Source organism: Metabacillus sp. KJ11-3, from assembly GCF_055808295.1.
Map to the genome: position 1 here is coordinate 4,001,574 of NZ_CM147865.1, position 21,989 is coordinate 4,023,562.

Below are 21,989 nucleotides of genomic sequence, written 5' to 3' on the forward strand. Positions count from 1 at the left end.
CTTTTTGGTTAATCAAGCTGTTGAATTTGAAATAAATTATAGTAGTGGCCTTCTTTTTGCATTAAGTCCTGATGTGTACCTTGCTCAACTATTTTCCCATCTTCAATGAGGACAATTTTGTCTGCGTGTGTAATGGTTGAAAGACGATGAGCCACAATAAAGGTTGTGCGTTCTTTCGCAAGCTTTTCAAGTGCCTCTTGAATAAGATGTTCACTTTCTAAATCAAGTGCTGATGTTGCTTCATCAAGGATGAGGATCGGCGGATTTTTTAAAAACACCCTTGCAATTGATACCCTTTGCTTTTGTCCACCGGAAAGCTTCACACCTCTTTCACCCACTTTTGTTTCATAGCCGTTTGGTAATTTCAAAATAAACTCATGTGCATTTGCTGCCTTAGCTGCCTGTACCACTTCTTCCTCTGTTGCATCAGGTTTTCCAATGAGAATATTTTCCCTTACCGTATTGCTGAACAAAAATGTATCCTGAAGAACCATACCAATTTGCTCACGTAAACTCTGTGCTTCATAATCACGAATATCTCTATTATCTAAAAGAATTTGCCCTTCTGTTACATCATAAAAGCGGGGTAATAAACTTACCAGTGTTGATTTTCCTCCACCGCTCATCCCTACAAGTGCCACTGTTTCTCCCTTATTGACACGCAAAGAAAGATTTTCAATAATAAGTGGCTCTTTTTCATGATAGCGAAAAGAAATGTGTTTAAATTCAACTTCACCTTTTACTTGATCAGCTTTTATCGCATTTGGCTTATCAACAACTTCATAAGGAACATCGATAAATTCAAACACACGGTCCATAGATGCAAACGCCTGTGTTAAGGTTGTCGATGAATTGATGAGTCTTCGAAGCGGATTGTACAGCTGTTCGATATAGGCAATAAACGCAACCATCGTCCCGATCGTCAAATCTCCATGAATGACTTGATAACCAGCAAAGCTAATGACAATCAACGGAGCAATATCTGTTAACGTATTAACAATCGCAAATGTTTTTGCATTCCAGCTTGTATGGTCGAGTGCTTTTCCAAGAAAATTAGAATTTTCCTTCGCAAATTGTCCTTGTTCAAACTCTTCAGTCGCAAAACTTCGAATAACAGGCATTCCCTGCACTCTTTCATGTAAATGACCTTGTACTTCAGCAAGAGCCTGTGACCGCACTCTTGTTAAATGTCTTAATTTCCCGTAGAAATACTTCACCGACAATCCATAAAACGGAAAAAGAATAATGGATACGAGCGTTAATTTCACGTTCATAGACATCATAATTCCTACAGCAATGATGATCGTAACAATATCTAACCAAACATTCATTAAACCTGTAATAACAAAATTCTTTGTTTGCTCAACATCATTTATCACACGAGATATAATTTCTCCAGCCCGCGTATTTGCATAATAACGCAAGCTTAATTTCTGTAAATGAGTAAATAATTGATCTCGAATATCATATAAGATTTTACTTGCAGTCCATTGTGCAAAATATTGCCGGTAATATTCCACAGGTGGACGAATCACGACAAATAATACAAACATGATCCCCATAATGGTCAATAATTCTTTTGTCTTTTCAGCATCTGTCCCAGTGCCGCCAATAATGTTATCCACCACATGCCTAATTAACAAAGGCATTAGCAATGGAATCGAAAACTTGATGACACCAATAATAATTGTTCCTACAATTTGTAGGCGATAAGGCTTTACAAAAGCCATATATCGTCTTACAGCCCCCAAATAGATCCCCCTTTTCGAAATGCGTAAGCGCCTTGGTCAGGCCCGACAAGCATAAGGCGATTTGGAATAGAAGGCGTTCTTTGCCTTCAATTCCAAATTGACTTATGACCTCGAGGGCCTAGGCGCTGAAGCTAGACACCAACACTAAGACAAAACCTCTTTACTGTGTTTTATCCGCTATAAGCGCAAGCGCCTTGGTCGGTTTCTCCCTTTAATAATGTGAAAAAGGCTGACTCATCATTTACTCAAACCTTGAGTAAGCACGAGAGTCACCCTTGCCACTGTATATTTATTTTACGTATGTTAAATAGCGTTCATACCACTCATCGATAAATTCAGGTGCAAACGGTCCTTTCTTTTGTCGAATCCATCGGAGTAGCGTGTCCAAATTTTTCCTTAAAATAAGATCAATGACTTCAGGATAGTTCATCATCTTGCTATGAAGTTCATATTCATCTTCATCTAATATGGTAAACGTCATATCAGGGTATACTTTTACATCAAGGTCATAGTCAATATATTTTAAAGCTTCGTCATCCCAAACAAATGGTGAACTGATATTGCAGTAGTAATAAACTCCATCTTCTCTTAGCATACCAATTATATTAAACCAGTGTCTGGCATGAAAATAGCATATTGCCGGCTCTCTTGTCACCCATGTTCTTCCGTCCGATTCAGTTACAATTGTTCGGTCATTCCCACCAATAATACAATGCTGAGACCCTTTTAAAACAGTTGATTCTTCCCAGACTCTATGGATGTAGCCATTATGCTTATAACTATGAATTTGTATTTTGTCTCCTTCCCTGGGAAAGCCCACTTTTCTCCCCTTCTTTCAGTCGGTTGCTTCGTGAAACCTCTTTCACAAACGTATTCACCTAATATAGTTGTTCTTATTATAACGTTTGTGAATAGAAAAGGAAAATAAAAGAGTCATTTCCCGAAGAATAAGTAGTTCCGATAACGTAGAGAAAATCCAAAATGAATCAGCAACATTCATAACAGTATAATTAGCACACAAAAAAGCTTGAGAAAAATTTTCAACCTCAAGCTTTTTACTTTAATGCGGAAAGATCTTAATTAAAGCATCCTGTTATACAGTAATTACTACTTTACCTTGAGCGTGACCTTCCTGAAAATAGTTGAAAGCTTCAATTACTTCACTTAATTTATACTGTTTATCAATTATTGGTTTTGCTTTGCCAGTCTCAAGTATTTCTTTTACATCATTTAAGTCTTTTTGGTTGGCTCTCTGTAACAGGTTTCTTATTTTCTTGTTTCCAGTCATTGAAATAAATGGTCCAAGAAATAATGATTGAAAAAACTGGGATTCGGAGCCTCCTACATGAACGAAAATCCCATTTGGTTTTAATACACGTTTATAAGCTGAAATGGAATTAGAACCGTTTACACCAAGAATTAAATCGTAACACTTCTCATGTTGGGTGAAATCCTCTTTTGTATAATCAATGATATGGTCGGCTCCAATTGAACGTAATATCTCTAGATTTCTCGTGCTACATACACCTGTTACTTCAGCTCCAAATGATTTGGCAATTTGTACCGCGAACGTACCGACTCCGCCAGATGCCCCATAAATTAATACTTTATGTCCCGGTTTAATCTTACCTTTATCACGAAGTCCCTGTAGGGCAGTCACACCTGCCATAGGAGTCGCAGCTGCTTCCTCGAAGGAGATATTGGCTGGCTTTAAGGCTAAAGCATATTCGGGGACAGTTACATATTCAGCAAAACCACCCCAGCCACAACCAGAGAGGTCGCCAAATACTTCATCACCTATCTGAAATTGCAAAACATTCTTACCAACAGCTTCAACTGTACCAGCTATGTCACCTCCCGGAATAGAATATTTTGGTCTCGTTAGTCCAAAGGCAAAACGGGCTAAAAAGGGTTTGCCTTTCAAAAGAACAAAGTTACCAAAGTTCAAGGAAGCCGAATGAACTTTCACTAATATTTGATCCTCAGTAGGTAAAGGTTTTTTTATCTCTTTTAATTCAAGTACATCGGGTGAACCATATCTTTCATAAACGATTGCTTTCATTAAAGGATTTGTCTGTTTATTTCCGAAATTATCCATACTCTAATCTCCTTACACTAATTTTTTTTAATATTAACAAGGAGATTTAAACCTTTCATTGACTTAAATCAATTTCTAGAGATTTTAGAGTATTTTTTTGGTGGTTATGACAAAAAAGTAAGCTCAATAATGCTTGTGAGTTAAGCTTCGGTATTTTGTTGCTGCTAAAGAATAGGGAAGATTGTAAAATGTGGATGGCATCTATTTTAACATTCGCTTTTTAATTCTGCTTAATGACTCAGGAGTAACTCCAAGATAACTAGCCAATTGATGCTGTGGTACACGGTCAACTAACTGTGGACGTTTCCTTAAAATGGATTCGTAGCGTTCCTCTGGAGAAGAATTGATAAATTCTCCGAATTGTTCTTGGATTTCACCAAGGTTGATCTCCATCATTTTGCGTATCATGGTTTCCAGTTGCGGGTATTTGGTAAACATCGTTTTTTCAGAACCAACGTCTCCAACAACTAATATGCAGTCTTCGACACAAACTAATGAATACTTTGATACATCACCTTGTGTCTGTTCGTTGTTAATTGGAATAGCTTGTTCTTCAGTGAAAAAATTTGAGGTCACCTCTTTACCTGATTCATTTACATAAAACTGCCTAACACACCCCATTAATACGAAATAACATTTATTAGCAGAAAGTTCTCCTTGTTTAAGAAGGTATTTCCCTTTTATATATTCATCAATTTGTAAGCTTTCATAGATTGCCCGCTTTTCATTTTCACTGAGTGAAGTAAAATCAGCCATATACTTTAATAGTACTTCCTCCATATTACCTTCCTCTCTAACTGAGATTATTTAGATGTTCCTTACTCATTTTAACATTTTTATCCATAAACTTTTCCTTTTTCGGATAAAATGACAATTAAAATAGCATACCAATTACAGCCCAAATTGATATGCTAATCATATACTATTTACTATGTTTATTCACAAAACGGAACGACTTACCCGAAGAAATGACTCCTTTATTTTGTCTTTTATGAAACCGTTTCGAACTTTTGGTCTTCATAGGATTGGATAACTTCTTGTGTTTGTTTTTCGAATACTTGTTGAATCTTATATAATTCTTCTTTCATGTTCTCTATTTCATCCTGAATGGATTGAAGTTTCGTTTCGTCCTGTAAGATATCCAATTGATTCTTAAGATCCTGGCATCTTTCAATTTCCGATTGTAAATATAATAATTTATCCATCGTTTTTAATTGCTCTCCTACCAATTGATCAAAATTCATTTTTTCTCTCCTTTCTTAGAAAAGCGGAAGGTGGCGAATAGGAATAGAAGGCGCTTTTTGCTCTCGATTCCTATATGACTAGCTGATAGCGCCTTGAGCTAGCCACCTAAATTAAGTACTAATGATTTAAGTCCTTATTTCTCAAACCAAAGTTTGTACTATTAAATTCGCCATTTGCTCAATCGATCCTTTGACTACTTATGTAGATGAATCAGAAGTTTTGTCGTTTGGAATGATGGTAAGATTAGTCAACCTGAATATTCTATGCTTATAAAACGTATTTAATACATTCATTTTTCTAAAAAAGAGCAATAGAAAAGACACCTCTCTAGTGAATAGAGAGGTGTCTTTAAGCTAAGCTAATTAAGAGTTTTGACCTTTGTTAGACTCAGCTTGTTGGTTTTGTTGACGTACTTGTTGTACGTTTGTTTCGCTCGCAAATTCAGTACCAAATTGACCAGATTGGCCAGCTTGGCTGCCACGAGCACTTTGAGCATTTTGTTGTCTTACTTCTTGAGCGTTTGTTTCGCTCGCAAATTCAGTGCCAAATTGACCAGATTGGCCAGCTTGAGCGTTTTGTTGTTTTACGTGTTGGATGTTAGTACCTGATTGTGTTTTGTTGTTTTGTGCCATTCGATATCACCTCCACGAAATATAGATTGTCCCAGAGGTGATTTTTATATCCACAAAATTTAAGAAAAAATTTATTTATTTAAACAAGCAAAGAACGTCCGCCGTCGACGATGATTGTTTGGCCTCTAATCATGGAAGCATTTTCTGTTACTAAAAATTCAATTGCATTGACCATGTCCTCTATTTCAACCATTCTTCCTGCTGGTGTATTTTTCTTTGCATCCTCAAGAAGTTCTTCACGGTTCGGGAAGTGCTTTAATGCGTCAGTGTCAACCGCTCCGCCTGAAACTGCATTTACGATGATATTCTTCGGAGAAAGCTCAACTGCTAAATATCTTGTCAGAGCTTCTAACGCTGCTTTTGAAACACCGACTGTTGTGTAATTTTCCAAATAGCGGATTGATCCTAAAGAGCTCGTGCTAACGATAAACCCTCCACCATTTTTCTCCATCAGCTTTGCAGCCTCTTGAGCACAGAATAGTAATGCTTTACTGTTGATATTCATCGTCCAATCCCAGTGGCTTTCTTCAAGCTCCATTGCCGGTTTTTGAACACCTGAAGCAGCATTGCTTACAAATACGTCCAATCTACCGAATTCTTCCTCAATAGTAGCGAAAAGCTCTTTAATTTTTTCCGGTTTTCCAACATTCGCCTTAACAGCAATCGCTTTTACACCAAGCTTTTCAATTTGCTCCACAACCTCTAGAGCCGCTGTTTTACTTCGTGCATAATTAACAACAATATCATATCCTTTTTCTGCTAAACGAAGGGCAACAGCTTTTCCAATTCCACGGCTGCTCCCTGTAATAAGTGCTACTTTATTTACTTGGGTCATTTTGTCATCTCCTTATATGTATCTAATCGCATAGATGTCATCATTGTATCAAATAATATAGTGAAACTTCTATGTTTGTTGGTGTTCCCAAAATCAATTTCATGTACAACCTAAAGACTCTTTTCCAGTAGAGGAGGATATATATGTACGTTGGTCGTGATATGACTGAGTTATCAATGATGCCCAAAAACGAATGGAAAAAAGAAGAGCTCGCCTATTTCCATCATTCTCTTCAACAAATGGTTCCGTACCTTAATGTAGAGGGACAAACCATTCACCGTGAGATCGTTCAAGAAATTACGTCACGCGGCGGGCTAAAACGAAATGAAGCAGATTATACACATGGCACTAGAGTTTCTTATGAATAATTAAAAAGGTGGTATGAAGGACATTACTTGTGTCAAACCCTTCAATAATGTCCTTCATCACTGGTATGAAGGGCATAACTAGTGTCAAAACCTTCAAATATATCCCTCATCACTAATCTGAAGAACTCGAATATTATCTCACAGACTCTTCCTGGAAAATTTTATGGATTTTTTGATGTGATACAGGAAAAGCATATTTTTTCATTTCTTCTTCTGTTACAGGTAATAAATCCTCTGAGGGGATATTAGTTAATGTTCCGATAAACACAGAGATATTCCAAATCAAATGGGAAAACACATGTTCAACAGTTCCTGTTAATTCGGATATTTCTGCCTCAGCTTGGTATTCTTCTTTTATAAACTGCTTTACTTGTTCCCGATATGATTCTTTTGTTTCTGCTTTGATCTCCATATTCGGGAATTCCCAAAGATTAGCTAATAACCCTGTACCAGGACGTTTATGAATATATAGTCTGCCATGATCGTCATAAAGAACAACTGCAGCCATTTGTAATGGTCTTGGCTTCTTTTTCTTGCTTTTTACCGGAAGCTCAGCCTGTACTCCCTCCGCAAAAGCTGAACAATACTCACGGACCGGACATAATAAACAAGAAGGAGATGTAGGGGTACAAATTAACGCACCAAGTTCCATTACCGCCTGGTTAAAAGAAGATGGATCTTCTTTGGAAATCAATTTATATGTGGCCTCTTCAAAGGTTTTCCTTGTCTTCGGTTTTGCAATATCATCCCAGATCGATAATATTCTTGAAAATACTCTCATCACATTTCCATCAACCGCCGGCTCCGGAATATTATATGCAATACTTAATATTGCTCCTTTTGTATATGGTCCTACACCCTTTAATTTTGAAATTTCTTCTGGTGTATTCGGAACAACACCTGCATAAGAATTCGCAACCTCTTTAACAGCCGAATGAAGATTTCTAACCCGTGAGTAATACCCAAGTCCTTCCCATGCTTTTAAAACTTCCTCCTCATCTGCAGTTGCAAGTGCTTCTATAGTAGGAAATTTCCCTATAAATGCATTAAAATAAGGAATAACGGTATCTACTCTTGTTTGCTGAAGCATGATTTCAGATACCCAAATTTTATAGGGATCCTGGTCTTTACGCCAAGGCAAATCTCTTTTTTCATGTTTATACCATGATATTAAATCATGCTGAAAATCATGTATTTGAAAGCTTTCCAGCTTATCTTTCACTTCATTTATCATTTATTTTTCCTCCGGATGTTAATTTACTTCATAATCGGGAAAATATATGGTAATAAGAAAAGCGCAAGCGCCATGATCAGTCTAGGGCAAATAAGATCCAAATGAATAGAACTTTTTGTCTTCAATTCATTTGCATCTTATGACCTCGAGGCAGTCTAAAATCGCGACATCAATCTCTACGACTGCACTTGTACGTCCTGTGCGATCTGAGGCTAGGCGCTGGAGCTTATACACCAAGACTAAATTCTAAATTTAACACACTTTCTACCTGTTAGAATAGTACAAGTTCATTTATAGATAAAGTCTTGATGTTTAAAAATAAACAGAAATGTTCACATTGGACATTATTGCATCATATATTTTCAAAGAACTTATGAAATAGAGCTTTTATGGACAATCACTTAGAAAACTTGGGTTATATCCTCGGGTGTTAAAACAAGGAGGTACATTCATTGGATACTGGAACACATGTGGTCATGGGCATTGCACTTGGCGGGTTAGCGACTCTTGATCCGGTCGTTGGCATTGATAATCCCACTGCTACAGCTGTAATGTTCGGCACAATTATTGGGTCACAAGCTCCTGACCTGGATACCATTTTAAAACTAAGAAATAATGCGAAATATATTCGAAATCATAGAGGGATTACACATTCAATTCCGGCTATCTTTATATGGTCTTTTTTGATTACAGGTATGTTGACGATTTTTATTCCTGAGAGCAATCTGCTTCATCTTTATCTTTGGACATTGTTCGCGATCGTTCTTCATGTTTTTGTTGATATTTTTAACGCTTATGGAACTCAAGCATTGAGGCCGTTCACAAAAAAATGGATCGCCTTAGGAACGATTAATACATTTGATCCTTTTATTTTTTTCATGCATATTATCGGAATTGTGATTTGGGTTTTCGGTGCTCATCCAGGTTACACATTTTTGAGCATTTATATCATTTTGATTGGCTATTACCTGATTCGTTTTGCTATGAAGAGAAATATTGTCCGTCGTTTACACAAAATCATCCCAGATATTGAGCAGATCATCATTTCACCGACAATGAGGTTTCGTCAATGGCATATTGCAATCATGACTGATAAAACTTTTCATGTTGCTCGTTCTGTTAACGAAGAGATTATTCTGTTGGATGAGTTTGAGCGTGTGCCTGTTCCACAAACAGAAGTCATTAAGGCGGCAGAGGAGGATGATAATATTTCAGCTTTTTTATCATTTTCACCGGTTTATCGCTGGGAGGTTGATGAATTCAGTGATCATTTCGAGGTTCGATTTATCGATCTTCGTTATCGCAGTAAGGGATATTATCCTTTTGTCGCCATTGTCCAATTAGACACAGACTTAAATATTGTCAGCTCTTATACAGGCTGGATTTTTAGTGAAGAAAAGCTGCGTAAAAAACTTGAGCTTATTCCCGAATAAAATAGTGAGAGGATGACGTTTAGTCATCCTCTTACTATTTTGTATCACTTAGAAAAGGTGTAAATTAAGTTCGTTCCCTTTCGCTCCATTCCACTAATAAGTTGATATAGTAAAAACCCTTAGTATTTAATGTTTTAAATAATCATCCTTATTCAGTAAGTCACGATACGTTGGATTAGTTGCAATAAAATCATGCAACTTATCTCCATAATGCGTAATTAATTGTCTCACAACTGTTTCTGTTACTTGTTTTCCTTGATAAGTATTTCCTGTTTTGGCTTGGGTTGATTCGAAGTCTTCCCAAAGCAGTTCTACCCATGTTCGTGCTTGGGCATAGGATAAACTGTTATTTTTGCTTAGTAGCTCATTTGTTAATCGTTCAAAATAATCTTCCATTATTCTCACCTCTAGGCAGGATTCTCTACTTATATTTCACCATTTAGCAACCATACTATTAATACGCTTCATTTAGTGAAGCTAATAAATGATGATTTGGAGGGGATTGTGTTGCGAAACAAAGCATCAGGATTTCCAAACATGGGCAACAACAAGTTTGAAGGCGAACCAAGAGCGAAAGATGAATTTGCTTCAAAAAGAGCAAACGGGACAATTAACTCTCACCCGCAAGAACGGATGAGAGCATCAGGTCAACGTGAAAATCCTTACTCTTAAAACGCTAAACCAAACTTGTGGAGGTGCTTAATAATGGGTTCACACAGTCATAAAAAATTTTACGACAATATGTATGCAAATCCATTCAATCAGCCTTGGGCTAATCCAAAACATGCACATGCTCAAGTAAATGGGCAAACACAACAAACACAAGACCTCATCATTTTAAAAAGACAAGTTAGAAAGCAATCGTAACAACTAAAGCGCAAGCGCCTTGATTAGCCTAGGGCAAATAAGACGCAAATGAATAGAAGACGTTCTTTGTCTTCAATTCATTTGTGGCTAGACCCTAGAGGGTCCAGGCGCTGAAGCTGGATGTCGAAGCGCTTATCAATTTCCTAAACGACAAGTTTAAGGTTGACTCAATAGTTCTCTATTGAGTCACCTTTTTCATTAACATGGAAATTGGCAAAGCTTCCTCATGATCAGGTGTTGATAAACGAGATCCCCATGCAAAGATGCCATTCATATAGTTAATTTTAAATGTCTCACCTGGTGCTCCTTCAATTTCATAAACTTCTTCAGGATTATAATCGTTAGGATCTAACAAATAGGATTTTGCCATCGTAATTTTTCTTTCCAAAACTGCAAACTCATTGATAATTCCCAGCTGCTCTGCTTTTCTTGCTTTTTCCTTAAGTCCCGCTATTTCATTTTTCAATTCATACTCCGTCATTTCACTATAACGCTTTGTTAACACTTTTTATCCCCCTCATTCTTCATCTTCAAGAAACTTTTCAATCAACTCAATGGAAAACCCTTTTCTATATAAAAATTGTTTCATCTTCATTCGATACTGATAAGGATCTTCATTTTGATATTTTCTTTGTGCTTTTTCAGCATGCTTCATTAGAGCTGTCCATTCTTCTGATTCATCTTGTTCATATTGGACTTCATCTAATACCTTAGAAATAATATCGTATCGAAAACCTTTCCTCATTAGGTGCTGTTCAATTTTTTGCTTAATCTGGACTGTGGATATCTTGTTATTCTTTTTTAACAGTTTTTCTGCATGATCTATTGCCTCTTGAAGCTGATCATCATCGTTGTACTCTTGAAGCGCTTGTTCGATAAAGTCCTGATTAATGCCTTTTCCGATTAGCTCTCTTTTTAAAACACTTGGTCCTTTTCCATTTGTTTGTTTTTGAGTCCGAACATAGGCGATGGCAAATTCCAAATCATTAACATAGTTGTATTCTTTTAATTTGTAGATGACGTCTTGAATAATTGCCTCATTAAATTCTTTTTTTGCTAAATGTTCGGCCACTTCTTTTATCGATCGCATACGATAACTTAAGAACTCTAAAGCTTTATTATAAGCCTTTTTACTAAGATCTCCATATTGGATCTCATGGATTTCAAGCTCATCAATTTCTTGGCCTTTTTGGAGATTGTATTTAATGAGAACATCTTGATCAACACTAAATGCATACTTTTCTCCTTGACCGTCGTCCAAAAATATATTGAAACGTTCTGTTGATTGCTTTTGGGTTGTAATTTTTGTAATCAAAGCCATTCTTGTTCTCACCTACTACTTTTTAATAACAAACACATTCAAAAGAGGATATTTCCAAAATAAATGGTATTAATGAACTATAGAATAATACACATGAACAGGAAGTGGTGTTAGTGAAAATTGCCATCTCAGGTGGTACTGGTTTTATTGGAAAGCATTTAACACAGTATTTTTTAAATAAAGGTCATGATATGTATATTTTAACACGAAGCCAAAAAACTTCTGCTGAAAAGAACTTACATTTTGTTCAATGGATGACAGAAACCGCAAATCCCGTTCGGTCTCTTGAAGGAGTTGATGTCATAATCAACTTAGCTGGAAAGTCCATTAATGACCGTTGGACCGAAGAGGCGAAAAAACAAATAATTGCTAGCAGAGTTGAATCAACAAAAGCGATTTACTCGATCATTTCCTCTTTAAATGAAAAGCCTAAAGTATTCATTAATGCAAGTGCAATCGGCCTTTACGGTACCTCTTTAACAAAAACGTTTACCGAACAGTCAAATGAAACTGGCTCAGATTTCCTTGCAAAAACAGTTGAAATCTGGGAAAAGGAAGCAAGCAAGATCCAAGAGCTCAATGTTCGTACTGTTTTCACTCGATTTGGAATTGTGTTAGGTGATGAAGGAGCGTTATCGAAGATGGTGTTGCCGTATAAATTGTTTGCAGGTGGCAGCCTTGGTTCCGGACAACAATGGGTGTCATGGATTCATGTGATGGATCTTGTCCGTCTAATCGAACATATCATCTTTTCAACGATTTCAGGACCGGTCAATGCTGTATCTCCAAGACCTGTGACAATGAACGAGTTCGGAAAAACAATAGGCAACGTCCTTAACCGTCCTCATTGGCTTCCTGCTCCCGCCTTTGCTTTAAAAATAATGTTAGGTGAAATGAGCCTACTTATTTTGGAAGGTCAAAAAGTATTACCAGAAAAGGCGTTAGAAGATGGTTTCACATTTACTTATCCACATGTTGATAAAGCGTTACAAGATATTTTAACATCATCTTAAAGATGGTGGAAAACAAGGAGTATCGAAAGATGAAATCAACACTTTTTAAACAAGCAACCGTTTATCCGATAACCTCTCCTCCTGTTTATGAGACCGATGTTCTTGTAGAAAACGGTAAGATTAAGGCTATCGGAAAAAATTTAGACCCGTCTGAATCGACGGATACGATTATATGTAAGGATAAATATTTATTCCCCGGATTTATTGATGTTCATACACACTTAGGTCTTTATGACGAAGGAACTGGATGGGCAGGCAATGACGCCAATGAAACGATCGAGCCCATTACCCCGCATATCCGTGCATTAGATGGTGTTCATCCACTGGATCCTGCTTTTAAGGATGCCATTAAATACGGTATCACAACCGCACATGTGATGCCGGGAAGCGCAAATGTGATAGGAGGAACCACTTCTGTTATTAAGACATATGGTATTAATGTTTCAAAAATGATCCTGCAGGAAACAGCCGGACTTAAAATTGCACTTGGTGAGAATCCGAAACGAATGCATAGCCACGGTAATAAAGAATCTATTACAAGAATGGGAATAATGGGTATGCTTCGTGAGGCTTTCTACCATGCAAAATATTGTGATGAAAAAGAAGATTTTCGTTCCATTCCTATTAAAAAAGCATTACGGAGGGACATCCCGGTACGCATCCATGCTCATAGAGCAGATGACATAATGAGTGCTATACGATTTGCAGAGGAATTCAGTTTAGACTATCGAATTGAGCATTGCACAGAAGGACATCTCATTGCAGATGAATTGGTAGGGAAGAAAATGAAAGTATGTGTGGGACCCACTTTAACCAGGAGATCAAAAATAGAATTAAAAAACAAAACATGGGAAACCTATCAAGCACTATCTGAAAAAGGTGTCGAAGTCTCTATCACAACCGATCACCCTTATACTCCGATTCAATATTTAAATCTATGTGCCTCTCTTGCAGTGAGAGAAGGTTTTGATGAACAAAAAGCACTGGAAGGGATCACAATAACAGCAGCACGCAATTTAAGAGTAGATGAACGAGTCGGTAGTATAGAAGTAGGTAAAGACGCAGACCTTGTTATTTGGAATTACCACCCCTTCCACTATCTTGCAAAGCCGGAACTAACGATGATTAGCGGTGACGTCGTGTATAAAAAGTGACAAAATAATATTATCTTACTATTGTTTTGTTTTTCGTCAGCCTTCTTTGAAGCTCTTTTGATTTAACGCACTAAAACATATGATATTAGTATGTTTTCCAAGCAGAATAATTTACCAGGATATCAGAATGTTGGCTAAATCAACAACTATTGTACGATAAAAAAAATATTTTTTTATTCGACAAAAAAGGAGTATCTTTTTCATTTAAAATGCCGTATGATACTTCATGGAAGCAATGCTTTTATATGAAAACACAATTAAATCTAGTAATGGGAAGGCAAATGGTGCGCCACCAGCTTTACTGGTTCTAGTGGGTTCGATTCCCACCCCGAAATTTTTTGAAGGTAAATCAACATAAAAAATTTCGAGGGTGAGGACGACCATATCACGTGGAGTCTGCCCTCAGGTTGGAGGGGTCCAGATGCTAAAAAAACGTGATATTTATGATAGTCATACACTTTATGAACACATGGTTCACCCTGATGTCTTCCCATTTGTGCGTCATAAAGCAAATTCTTTTGAAGAATATCTATTTCTAACAAAACAAACGATTGAAGCTGAAGAACGAGGTGAATTGATTTCACGTACCATTTTAGATGAATGGGGCTCTCCAATCGGCACAATCAGTTTGTTTGATATCCAAGACAAAGCAGGTTTTTTAGGTACCTGGATCGGTAAACCGTATCACGGCAAAGGCTATAATCAGATGGCAAAAGACGCTTTCTTTAACGAGCTATTCTACGAATTAGATATCGAAACAATCTTCTTGCGAATTCGCAAACAAAACATCCGCTCAACTAGAGCCGCAGAAAAACTACCTTATGTTGTGAATGCCAATGAAACAAGAGCACATTTACTAGAACAAATTAACAATGGAGAAGACATTTTTCATTTGTTTGAAATTACTAGAGATCAATATACAATTTATAAATACCATAATGCATCTGAAGTTGATGATCAGCAGCTGAAAGAGGCTTAATTAGGTGGGATTCTATTGAATCCCGCCTTTTTTATTCGGAGAGGAACTTTGAGTAAAGTACATATTTTCGATTCTGTGGATTTATTTCCGGTTTTGAAGTTATATTTTCGATTCTGGAGATTTATTAACGATTCTGAGAATATATTTACTATTAGACATTTTCCGACAAAAATTGACCGACTTTTTTTCTTCCACTCCATCTAAACTTAAAGACAATTTGTATGAATCCCTCCCCCTTGTCAAAACTAAATCTTGAATACTATATTTTGGAAGGATGATTATGATGGCATCAGAAAAGAAAAGACGAGATAAATCAAAAAGTACACTTTCCAGTATGCAGGAAGTGACATACTCTAGAGAATTCAAAAATGCTGATCGTGCTGGTGGATACATAAGCAAAAATAGTCACTAACTTCCAACATGAAATAACGAAATTAAGCCATCCTAAACTTGAACCAAAAGTTCAATTTGATTAAGGGGGCTTTTTTTCATGGGCAGAGGTCATCAACATAACCATAAAGCACGTGATAAGAACTCAACAACTCTTCCACAAACACCTAAAAACTTAAAAAGAGACGGTGTAGATGAAGAATTTTCGAGAGAATTAGCAGATCAGGCTGATCTAGAGGCTCAGGCAAGAGCAAACGCTGCCAATCAACGACAAAGTACAAACCGCAATTCTTAATAAGAAAGGAAGTGGATAACTCCACTTCCTTTTCTATTTGGGGAAAACTCTGTGGATAAATCAATATTAAAATTGTGGATAATGTGGATACATATGTTAATATCTCTAAAAAAAGGCTTTGATTATCCACAAGTTACATACTTTCTTCAAAAATCCTCTCCTGTGTATATTGTGGGAACTGTTAATAACTTTTCAAAGTGACATTTCCCCATAAAAAACATATATTACAGTGTATTACTTTGTATTAAATATAGACAGGGGTGTTAATAGTTGGCTTATGAAATAACACAAGATTATATTCGTACCGGAAATTCCCGTTCAGGGCAACGAATAAACACCGTACGCTTCATTGTAAGTCATGACACTGGAAACCCGGGCTCGACAGCTTATGGAAATCGCAATTATTTTGATAGACAACAACCATCCGCTTCTGCTCATACCTTTATTGATGATAAATATATTTTAGAAATAATTCCTTTAACCGAGATCGCCTATCATGTCCGTTCAAATGTTACAGCAGATAACAGACTTTATGGAGCTAATGCCAATAGTGCAGCGATCGGGGTAGAATTATGCCATGGCGGTAAAATAAATTTTGATGCTGCATATGATCGATATGTTTGGTATCATGCGTATTTATGTGACAGATTTAATCTGAATCCTAAATCCGATATTGTTGCTCACGCCACTCTGGATCCTTCAAGAAGAACAGATCCAGTTGGAATCCTTAGAACACACGGCATATCTTGGTCGATGTTTATTGATGATGTCGCTGAAGCTCTTCGAAACTTTAATGGTGCCAAAACACCAAGTCAGCCAAGCAAACCTCCACAGCAAACAGCTCCGGCCCCAAATCGGGTAACAAAAGGCTCCACTGTGAAATTACCGATTGGGGAAGGTGCTTCAGGTGCATTTGTTCGAGATATTCAGCAACAGCTCATTAAAGCAGGATACAGATTACCCCGCTACGGTGCAGATAGTGTGTTTGGAGAAGAGACTGAAAATGCGGTTATGAGGTTTCAAAGAGATCATCATTTAGCTGTAGATGGTTTAGTTGGGCAAGTCACGTTATCCAAATTGCAGCAGGTGAATCAACAAAGAGTATCTGCACCTGATTTTCCTCTACCAAGCGGTATTTTGAGACGTGGAGATCAAGGAGAATCTGTTAGACAACTGCAAAGAGCCCTCAAGCAAATAAACTATAATCCGGGTACGGTAGATGGGATTTATGGTCCCCGAACAGAAGATGCAGTAAGAAGGTTTCAATCCATGTATGCAGCACTTAAAGATGATGGAATCTACGGACCAAATACAAGAAAGTATATCAGAATGGAATTAGATGACTAGCACAAGTCTCACCAGAAAAAATCTGTAAAAACTTCATGTGAAAAAGATGTATAACAATTCCTTCTGCAACATAAAGTATTAGTACATCACAGTACTCACATCATGAAGCGAAAAAGCACGCTGCTCATATAGAGTGGCGTGCTTTCTTGTTAAGAAAAGCGCAAGCGCCTTGACCAGCCCTGACCTGAAAAAGGCGATTTGGAATAGAAGGCGTTCTTTGCCTTCAATTCCAAATTGGCTAGACCCTAGAGGCAGTCTAAGAACGCGACGTCCTGTCGCAAAGACTGCCACTTGCACGTCCTATGCTTCGGGGCTAGGCGCTGGAGCTAGACACCTACACTAAGTACAAAATTTCTTTTTTATTTTTCAACTAATTCTCCTCTGTACAATTCATTCTTTACAAGAGTAATGTCCAGCTCTTTAGCCAGTTTCTTTAGTTCTCTTTCTTCCCTCTCTGTTACAATTGAAATAACCGTACCTGATGCCCCTTGACGTCCTGTTCTGCCTGAGCGGTGAACATATTGGGAAGCATTTGCCGGCAGGTCATAGTGGATAACATGTGATAGCTCAGCAATGTCCAAGCCTCTCGCTGCCACATCAGTAGCAAGTAAAAGTCCCTGTTTGTCTGATCGAAGGCTTTTTAGTGCAGCCTCACGTTCTTCTTTCTTTGTATCACTATGTAAAAGATGAACATCTACTCCGTTATATTCAAGCTTTTCTCCTAATACATCTAAGTTGCCGATATCCTTTACAAACCCTAAAGCTTTCATCGGTATATTTTTGGCCAATCTTTCAAGGATGTGTGCTTTTTCTCTTTGTTCACAAACAAGATACACATGATCAACTTGTCCAACCGGAATTTCATCTCTGCTCACCTTAATGATTTCAGGATCCTTTTTCATAAGGTCTCTTGCTCTGGATTCGGTGCTTTCATTTGTGGTAGCTGAGAACAAGACAACTTGACGTTCGTTTAATGTTGATTTGATAATTTCCTGAATTGTCTTTTTATGTTCAGGAGTTAAAAGTTGATCACCTTCATCTAGTACAACTGTTTTTACTGCATGCATTTTCAACTTTTTCATTTTTATTAATTCTTGGATTCTTCCAGGTGTTCCAAGGATTACTTGAGGGCTTTTCTTTAGTTTTTCAACCTGTCTTTTAATATTTGCTCCACCAATAAAAGAGGCACTTGTGATGGTACTTCCTTCTGACCATTTCTTTACTTCTTCAAATATTTGCATAACAAGCTCTCTTGATGGTGCTAATATTACGATTTGTGCTGATTTCCTATTAACTTCTACCTTGTTTAAAAGCGGGAGCACATATGCAAGGGTTTTTCCTGTTCCTGTAGGGGATTCAGCGATAACGTCTTTTCCTTCCAGGATTGGAGGGATTGCTTTTAGTTGGATTGCTGTAGGTTCTGGAAATTTTGCTTTTTCCCAATTATTTTGTAAAAATGGTTCTGCGTCTTGTAAAAAGTTTTGTTCTGACATATTTGTTTATCTCCTCCACTAACTTCTGTATGTATTCATGTTAAGAGTTCATTATTTTCAATACACTTAATGCTGTTTATTTATAGAAAGCACGGGGTTCGTTCCATTGCGCTTCAAACACTTGCTTTCCGCTGGGAGGAAGCTGAGTCCCCTCGGCTTCTTCTGCTGGGTCTCAGCCTCTCCTCTACTTCCCGCAGGAGTCAAGTGTCTTCCGCTCCATTCCACTATCATTTTTCACAATTAAGATTCTAAAGAAAACTATCTAAACGAAAACAGCACCATAGCAACTAACCTTTCTCACCACTATCTATAGTATAGCTAATTTCCACCCAGTGTAATATATGAATCCATAATTCGTCATATTTCCCCAGAAATAATTCTAATTCGCCAGTCTTCGTAAAAATGAGTCAATTTCTGTATTTGATGTAAGAATGAAGACTTGTTTACTAGATTTTAGGTTTTGAAGTTGTTGTCTCACTTTTTTCTTACGTTGAAAATATGTGCTACATATAAATTTGATGAAAGCCATGTCTATCTTTTCGTTACAACCAATGGCACGGTCAGGTCGATCTTTCCCTATGTTCGTTAGCCATCTTTTCAAGACCCGATATAAACAGACTGTCAATGGCTTTTCAATATAAATAATAGTGTCTGCCTTTTCTACTCTCATTTCAAAGGTGTTACGATAATTTCCTTCAATAATCCATGCCTGTTGATTGATAACTTCCTGTTGCACTGGATTTAAAATCTTCAAATGCTGCTTCAACCCATCCCGGCTCCCAGTACATCGTATCTAGATGGTGCACGTTTATTTGAAGAATGTCTGACAGCTTTCTGGCAAATGTCGATTTTCCCGCTCCTGCTGATACCCCTATAACCATAATTTTCTTCAAAATTCTCTACCCCTTCGTTAAATATTTTTTAATTTTTATGTTTACGTAATAGAAATTTAGGGTATCACCTAATTATCATATGAAAAAGTAACAGAAAGGTGGCTCCCGATGGTTACGCATGTTCATATTAAGAAATTGAATGAAATTAACAATGAGTTGTCAGCCATTTCGAGAGAATGTGAGCGTGCATTTTCTGCGTGGGTAAAAGATAGAAGTAATACAGATTTATTAAGGGAATACAAAACACTTCTAGGAAAACGCGGGGACATTATTAAAGAATATAAATCCTACTTAATTATTCATTAGCTTAAAGAAACTGACATTCCGGGGAATGTCAGTTTTTTAGCTTACAATTTTTTTATGATAACAACTTTTAAATAGTTTCCTTCTTTAAATTCCTTTATTGTTTTAAAATCTTTCGGCAAACTAAATTCTTCAAGAATTTTATACGTTTCTCCCATTTCCTGAAATGCCTTTTCAATAAATCCTTTAAACTTCTGCATTCCAAAAGTACTGCAATTAGAGGAAGCAACAATGATTCCCTGTTTCTCTGTTATTTGGATCGCCTGTTTCAATAGATCCGGATAGTCCTTTCCTGCGCTAAAGGTATGCTTCTTTGATCTTGCAAAGCTTGGCGGATCCAGGATGACCATATCAAATGACAGTTTTTTTCGAACAGCATATTTAAAATAGTTAAATACATCTTCAACAATAATACTATGTGCTTCATAATCAAGAGAGTTTACACTAAACTGTTCAATTGTTTTTGCTTTACTGCGATTTGCTAGATCCACACTTGTCGTTTTTGCTGCTCCTCCAAGTGCTGCTGCAACAGAAAAGGCTCCTGTATAGGAAAATGTATTTAATACATTTTTTCCTTTTGCATATTTATCACGGATTGCTTTGCGAACATCTTTCTGGTCAAGGAAAACCCCTACCATTGCCCCGTCATTTAGGTAAACTGCGAAACGGATTCCATTCTCCTTCACAATTAGCGGAAAGCTGGCACGCTCACCTGTAACAAAATCATCATCTTCCATATAAGTACCCTTAACATCAAATCGTTTCTTTTCATAGATTCCTTTAAAATCAACAGTATTGCTTAAAGACTTTATAATTTCTTCTTTAAAAGAATAGATTCCTTCACTATACCAAGTGACCACATAATACCCTTCTTCAAAGCAATCAATCGTCAATCCGCCGATACCGTCTCCTTCACCATTAAAAACGCGAAAAGCAGTTGTATCAGGATCATGATAAAAAGACCGGCGATCTTCAACCGCAGCTTTTATTTTTTTCTCAAAAAAGGATTGATCAATGACTTCCCTTTGGTTATAAGTTAAGATCCAACCTCTTCCTTTATTTTGTATTCCATAGTATCCCTTAGCTATAAATTGATTTCTTTCATCAACAAGATCAATAATCGAACCCTCTTGTTTTAGAACTTCAGTATTTTTGATTGCCTCTTTGTTGATAAGAGGATAACCTGATCTAAATTGCTTTACATAGTTTGGTTTTATCTGTACTTGAATTGGATTTGCCATCTTTTCACCTATGCTTCATTTATTTCCGTCAAACGAATCTATTCTCCATGATACAGATTTTTCACAAAAAAAGAAAACCCCTCTTGTACTAGAGGGGCGCACCTTTATCTTATACCCACCACATTTGAGATGGCTGATCATTGATTAATACTGTTTTCAGGTTTGTAACAGCTCGCTCGAAGCCCTCGTCAATTGACATAATTGGGTCTTCATGCTCGATGCTTACAACATAATCGTAGTTGTATGTGCGAAGGGCACTCATGATATCATTCCATTCTGTTAGGCTGTGTCCACAACCAACAGATCTGAAAGTCCATGCTCTTGTTTGAACTTCGCCGTATGGCTGCATGTCAGTTAATCCATACATATTTACATTGTCTTGGTCAATGTATGTATCTTTTGCATGGAAATGGTGGATAGCATTTGCTTTTCCTAAAATTTTGATCGCTGCTACCGGATCAATACCTTGCCACCAAAGATGACTTGGATCTAAGTTAGCACCGATTGCATCACATGTTTCTTCGCGAAGTTTTAATAATGTATATGGAGTGTGAACTAAGAATCCGCCGTGTAATTCCAAGCCAATTTTCACATTATGCTCTTGTGCATATGCTCCGACTTCTTTCCAGTACGGAATTAGTTTCTCTTCCCATTGCCATTTTAACACATCACCATATTCATTCGGCCATGGTGTGACAGGCCAGTTAGGATATTTTGCATCTTCACTGTCACCTGGTGTACCTGAGAATGTATTAACAACAGGTACATTCATTAGTGAAGCTAGTTTAATTGTTTTCATGATTGTCTCATGATGGTCTTTTGCCAATTCTTTGTCTGGTGAAATCGGATTACCGTGACAGCTGAATGCACTGATGATGAGGTCGCGCTCTTGGATCTTCGCTAGGTATTCGTTACGCTTTTCTTCGCTTTCCAGTAGAGCATCTAATTCGCAATGAGTATTTCCAGGATATCCGCCCGTACCGATTTCTACTGCGTGAAGCCCTGATGCTTTCACACGATCTAACATTTCTTCAAAGGATTTGTCATTAAAAAGTACTGTAAATACGCCTAATTTCATTGGAATTCCTCCTATAATT

Annotated in this window: 27 protein-coding genes and 1 pseudogene; 12 read left to right on the plus strand and 16 right to left on the minus strand. The window is 37.2% G+C overall.

Translation table 11 applies throughout. The features are described from left to right. Positions 1-8 precede the first annotated feature (8 nt). From AC0L8O_RS19925 to fabL, 7 genes are all read right to left on the minus strand, one after another. Positions 9-1,751, minus strand: a complete 1,743-nt coding sequence (locus AC0L8O_RS19925; RefSeq protein ID WP_473444801.1) for an ABC transporter ATP-binding protein — start codon at positions 1,749-1,751, stop codon at positions 9-11. Positions 1,752-2,040: 289 nt separating this feature from the next. Continuing rightward, a complete protein-coding gene (gene ntdP / locus AC0L8O_RS19930) occupies positions 2,041-2,571 on the minus strand; it encodes a nucleoside tri-diphosphate phosphatase (protein ID WP_026562275.1) in 531 nt (176 codons plus the stop codon). A gap of 273 nt (positions 2,572-2,844) precedes the next feature. Continuing rightward, the gene (locus AC0L8O_RS19935; RefSeq protein ID WP_473449046.1) at positions 2,845-3,813 is read right to left on the minus strand and encodes an NAD(P)-dependent alcohol dehydrogenase; all 969 of its coding nucleotides are present in this window, start codon (positions 3,811-3,813) and stop codon (positions 2,845-2,847) included. Positions 3,814-4,050: 237 nt separating this feature from the next. Continuing rightward, the gene (locus tag AC0L8O_RS19940) at positions 4,051-4,629 is read right to left on the minus strand and encodes a Crp/Fnr family transcriptional regulator (protein ID WP_473444803.1); all 579 of its coding nucleotides are present in this window, start codon (positions 4,627-4,629) and stop codon (positions 4,051-4,053) included. Positions 4,630-4,838: 209 nt separating this feature from the next. Continuing rightward, positions 4,839-5,093, minus strand: coding sequence for a YgaB family protein (locus tag AC0L8O_RS19945; RefSeq protein WP_473444805.1), 255 nt, complete (start codon positions 5,091-5,093; stop codon positions 4,839-4,841). A 363-nt stretch (positions 5,094-5,456) separates the two neighbouring features. Then, on the minus strand, positions 5,457-5,726 hold the full coding sequence (locus AC0L8O_RS19950; protein ID WP_026562273.1) for a gamma-type small acid-soluble spore protein: 270 nt from the start codon (positions 5,724-5,726) through the stop codon (positions 5,457-5,459). A gap of 79 nt (positions 5,727-5,805) precedes the next feature. Next, on the minus strand, positions 5,806-6,561 hold the full coding sequence (gene fabL, locus AC0L8O_RS19955; RefSeq protein ID WP_078433389.1) for an enoyl-[acyl-carrier-protein] reductase FabL: 756 nt from the start codon (positions 6,559-6,561) through the stop codon (positions 5,806-5,808). A gap of 143 nt (positions 6,562-6,704) precedes the next feature. Between fabL and AC0L8O_RS19960 the strand changes: the two genes are divergently transcribed. Then, positions 6,705-6,929 (plus strand): hypothetical protein, encoded by a 225-nt coding sequence (locus AC0L8O_RS19960; RefSeq protein WP_026562271.1) that lies wholly within the window; start codon positions 6,705-6,707, stop codon positions 6,927-6,929. A gap of 133 nt (positions 6,930-7,062) precedes the next feature. Here AC0L8O_RS19960 and mutY read toward each other — a convergent pair whose 3' ends face one another. Continuing rightward, the gene (gene mutY / locus AC0L8O_RS19965) at positions 7,063-8,160 is read right to left on the minus strand and encodes an A/G-specific adenine glycosylase (RefSeq protein ID WP_473449048.1); all 1,098 of its coding nucleotides are present in this window, start codon (positions 8,158-8,160) and stop codon (positions 7,063-7,065) included. Between the two features lie 455 nt (positions 8,161-8,615). Between mutY and AC0L8O_RS19970 the strand changes: the two genes are divergently transcribed. Next, entirely contained in the window at positions 8,616-9,596 is a 981-nt protein-coding gene (locus tag AC0L8O_RS19970; protein ID WP_473444808.1) for a metal-dependent hydrolase, read from the plus strand. Between the two features lie 126 nt (positions 9,597-9,722). Here the strand turns inward: AC0L8O_RS19970 and AC0L8O_RS19975 are convergent, their stop codons facing one another. Further along, positions 9,723-9,992, minus strand: a complete 270-nt coding sequence (locus tag AC0L8O_RS19975) for a YfhJ family protein (RefSeq protein ID WP_473444809.1) — start codon at positions 9,990-9,992, stop codon at positions 9,723-9,725. A gap of 111 nt (positions 9,993-10,103) precedes the next feature. Here AC0L8O_RS19975 and AC0L8O_RS19980 point away from each other — a divergent pair, with 111 nt between their 5' ends. Together AC0L8O_RS19980 and AC0L8O_RS19985 are read left to right on the plus strand one after the other, a co-directional pair. Then, entirely contained in the window at positions 10,104-10,268 is a 165-nt protein-coding gene (locus tag AC0L8O_RS19980) for a small, acid-soluble spore protein K (protein ID WP_026562267.1), read from the plus strand. A gap of 33 nt (positions 10,269-10,301) precedes the next feature. Continuing rightward, the gene (locus AC0L8O_RS19985) at positions 10,302-10,463 is read left to right on the plus strand and encodes a YpzG family protein (RefSeq protein WP_084043099.1); all 162 of its coding nucleotides are present in this window, start codon (positions 10,302-10,304) and stop codon (positions 10,461-10,463) included. Positions 10,464-10,641: 178 nt separating this feature from the next. Here the strand turns inward: AC0L8O_RS19985 and AC0L8O_RS19990 are convergent, their stop codons facing one another. Then, complete coding sequence (locus tag AC0L8O_RS19990; protein WP_473444811.1) at positions 10,642-10,968, minus strand: YfhH family protein; 327 nt, start codon at positions 10,966-10,968, stop codon at positions 10,642-10,644. A gap of 12 nt (positions 10,969-10,980) precedes the next feature. Next, positions 10,981-11,784, minus strand: a complete 804-nt coding sequence (recX, locus tag AC0L8O_RS19995; protein WP_473444814.1) for a recombination regulator RecX — start codon at positions 11,782-11,784, stop codon at positions 10,981-10,983. Positions 11,785-11,897: 113 nt separating this feature from the next. Between recX and AC0L8O_RS20000 the strand changes: the two genes are divergently transcribed. From AC0L8O_RS20000 to AC0L8O_RS20030, 7 genes and pseudogenes are all read left to right on the plus strand, one after another. Continuing rightward, positions 11,898-12,797, plus strand: coding sequence for a TIGR01777 family oxidoreductase (locus AC0L8O_RS20000; RefSeq protein WP_473444816.1), 900 nt, complete (start codon positions 11,898-11,900; stop codon positions 12,795-12,797). Positions 12,798-12,826: 29 nt separating this feature from the next. Beyond that, complete coding sequence (locus AC0L8O_RS20005; RefSeq protein WP_473444818.1) at positions 12,827-13,951, plus strand: amidohydrolase; 1,125 nt, start codon at positions 12,827-12,829, stop codon at positions 13,949-13,951. 421 nt (positions 13,952-14,372) lie between these two features. Next, positions 14,373-14,930 (plus strand): GNAT family N-acetyltransferase, encoded by a 558-nt coding sequence (locus AC0L8O_RS20010; RefSeq protein ID WP_473444819.1) that lies wholly within the window; start codon positions 14,373-14,375, stop codon positions 14,928-14,930. A gap of 283 nt (positions 14,931-15,213) precedes the next feature. Next, positions 15,214-15,342, plus strand: a complete 129-nt coding sequence (locus AC0L8O_RS20015; RefSeq protein WP_078433381.1) for a YfhE family protein — start codon at positions 15,214-15,216, stop codon at positions 15,340-15,342. Between the two features lie 78 nt (positions 15,343-15,420). Further along, entirely contained in the window at positions 15,421-15,615 is a 195-nt protein-coding gene (locus AC0L8O_RS20020; protein WP_026562261.1) for a YfhD family protein, read from the plus strand. Positions 15,616-15,885: 270 nt separating this feature from the next. After that, positions 15,886-16,386: pseudogene (locus AC0L8O_RS20025) on the plus strand (peptidoglycan recognition protein family protein); the annotation flags it as partial. Then, positions 16,369-16,962, plus strand: a complete 594-nt coding sequence (locus tag AC0L8O_RS20030; RefSeq protein ID WP_473449050.1) for a peptidoglycan-binding domain-containing protein — start codon at positions 16,369-16,371, stop codon at positions 16,960-16,962. The pseudogene AC0L8O_RS20025 and the gene AC0L8O_RS20030, both read left to right, overlap by 18 nt. A gap of 359 nt (positions 16,963-17,321) precedes the next feature. On the opposite strand, the gene AC0L8O_RS20035 is transcribed toward AC0L8O_RS20030, so the two are convergent. From AC0L8O_RS20035 to AC0L8O_RS20045, 3 genes are all read right to left on the minus strand, one after another. Further along, complete coding sequence (locus AC0L8O_RS20035) at positions 17,322-18,455, minus strand: DEAD/DEAH box helicase (RefSeq protein WP_026562259.1); 1,134 nt, start codon at positions 18,453-18,455, stop codon at positions 17,322-17,324. 379 nt (positions 18,456-18,834) lie between these two features. Beyond that, entirely contained in the window at positions 18,835-19,209 is a 375-nt protein-coding gene (locus AC0L8O_RS20040) for a P-loop NTPase family protein (RefSeq protein WP_473444821.1), read from the minus strand. Then, entirely contained in the window at positions 19,151-19,348 is a 198-nt protein-coding gene (locus AC0L8O_RS20045; protein ID WP_473444823.1) for a hypothetical protein, read from the minus strand. The genes AC0L8O_RS20040 and AC0L8O_RS20045 overlap by 59 nt, the downstream gene beginning before the upstream one ends. Before the next feature lie 108 nt (positions 19,349-19,456). Between AC0L8O_RS20045 and AC0L8O_RS20050 the strand changes: the two genes are divergently transcribed. After that, positions 19,457-19,654 carry a hypothetical protein gene (locus AC0L8O_RS20050; RefSeq protein ID WP_473444825.1) on the plus strand — a complete coding sequence of 66 codons (198 nt, stop codon included), beginning with the start codon at positions 19,457-19,459 and terminating at the stop codon, positions 19,652-19,654. Between the two features lie 41 nt (positions 19,655-19,695). Here the strand turns inward: AC0L8O_RS20050 and AC0L8O_RS20055 are convergent, their stop codons facing one another. Together AC0L8O_RS20055 and AC0L8O_RS20060 are read right to left on the minus strand one after the other, a co-directional pair. Beyond that, complete coding sequence (locus AC0L8O_RS20055) at positions 19,696-20,892, minus strand: class I SAM-dependent rRNA methyltransferase (RefSeq protein WP_026562256.1); 1,197 nt, start codon at positions 20,890-20,892, stop codon at positions 19,696-19,698. Positions 20,893-21,001: 109 nt separating this feature from the next. After that, positions 21,002-21,970, minus strand: a complete 969-nt coding sequence (locus AC0L8O_RS20060; protein WP_026562255.1) for a sugar phosphate isomerase/epimerase family protein — start codon at positions 21,968-21,970, stop codon at positions 21,002-21,004. Positions 21,971-21,989: the final 19 nt, after the last annotated feature.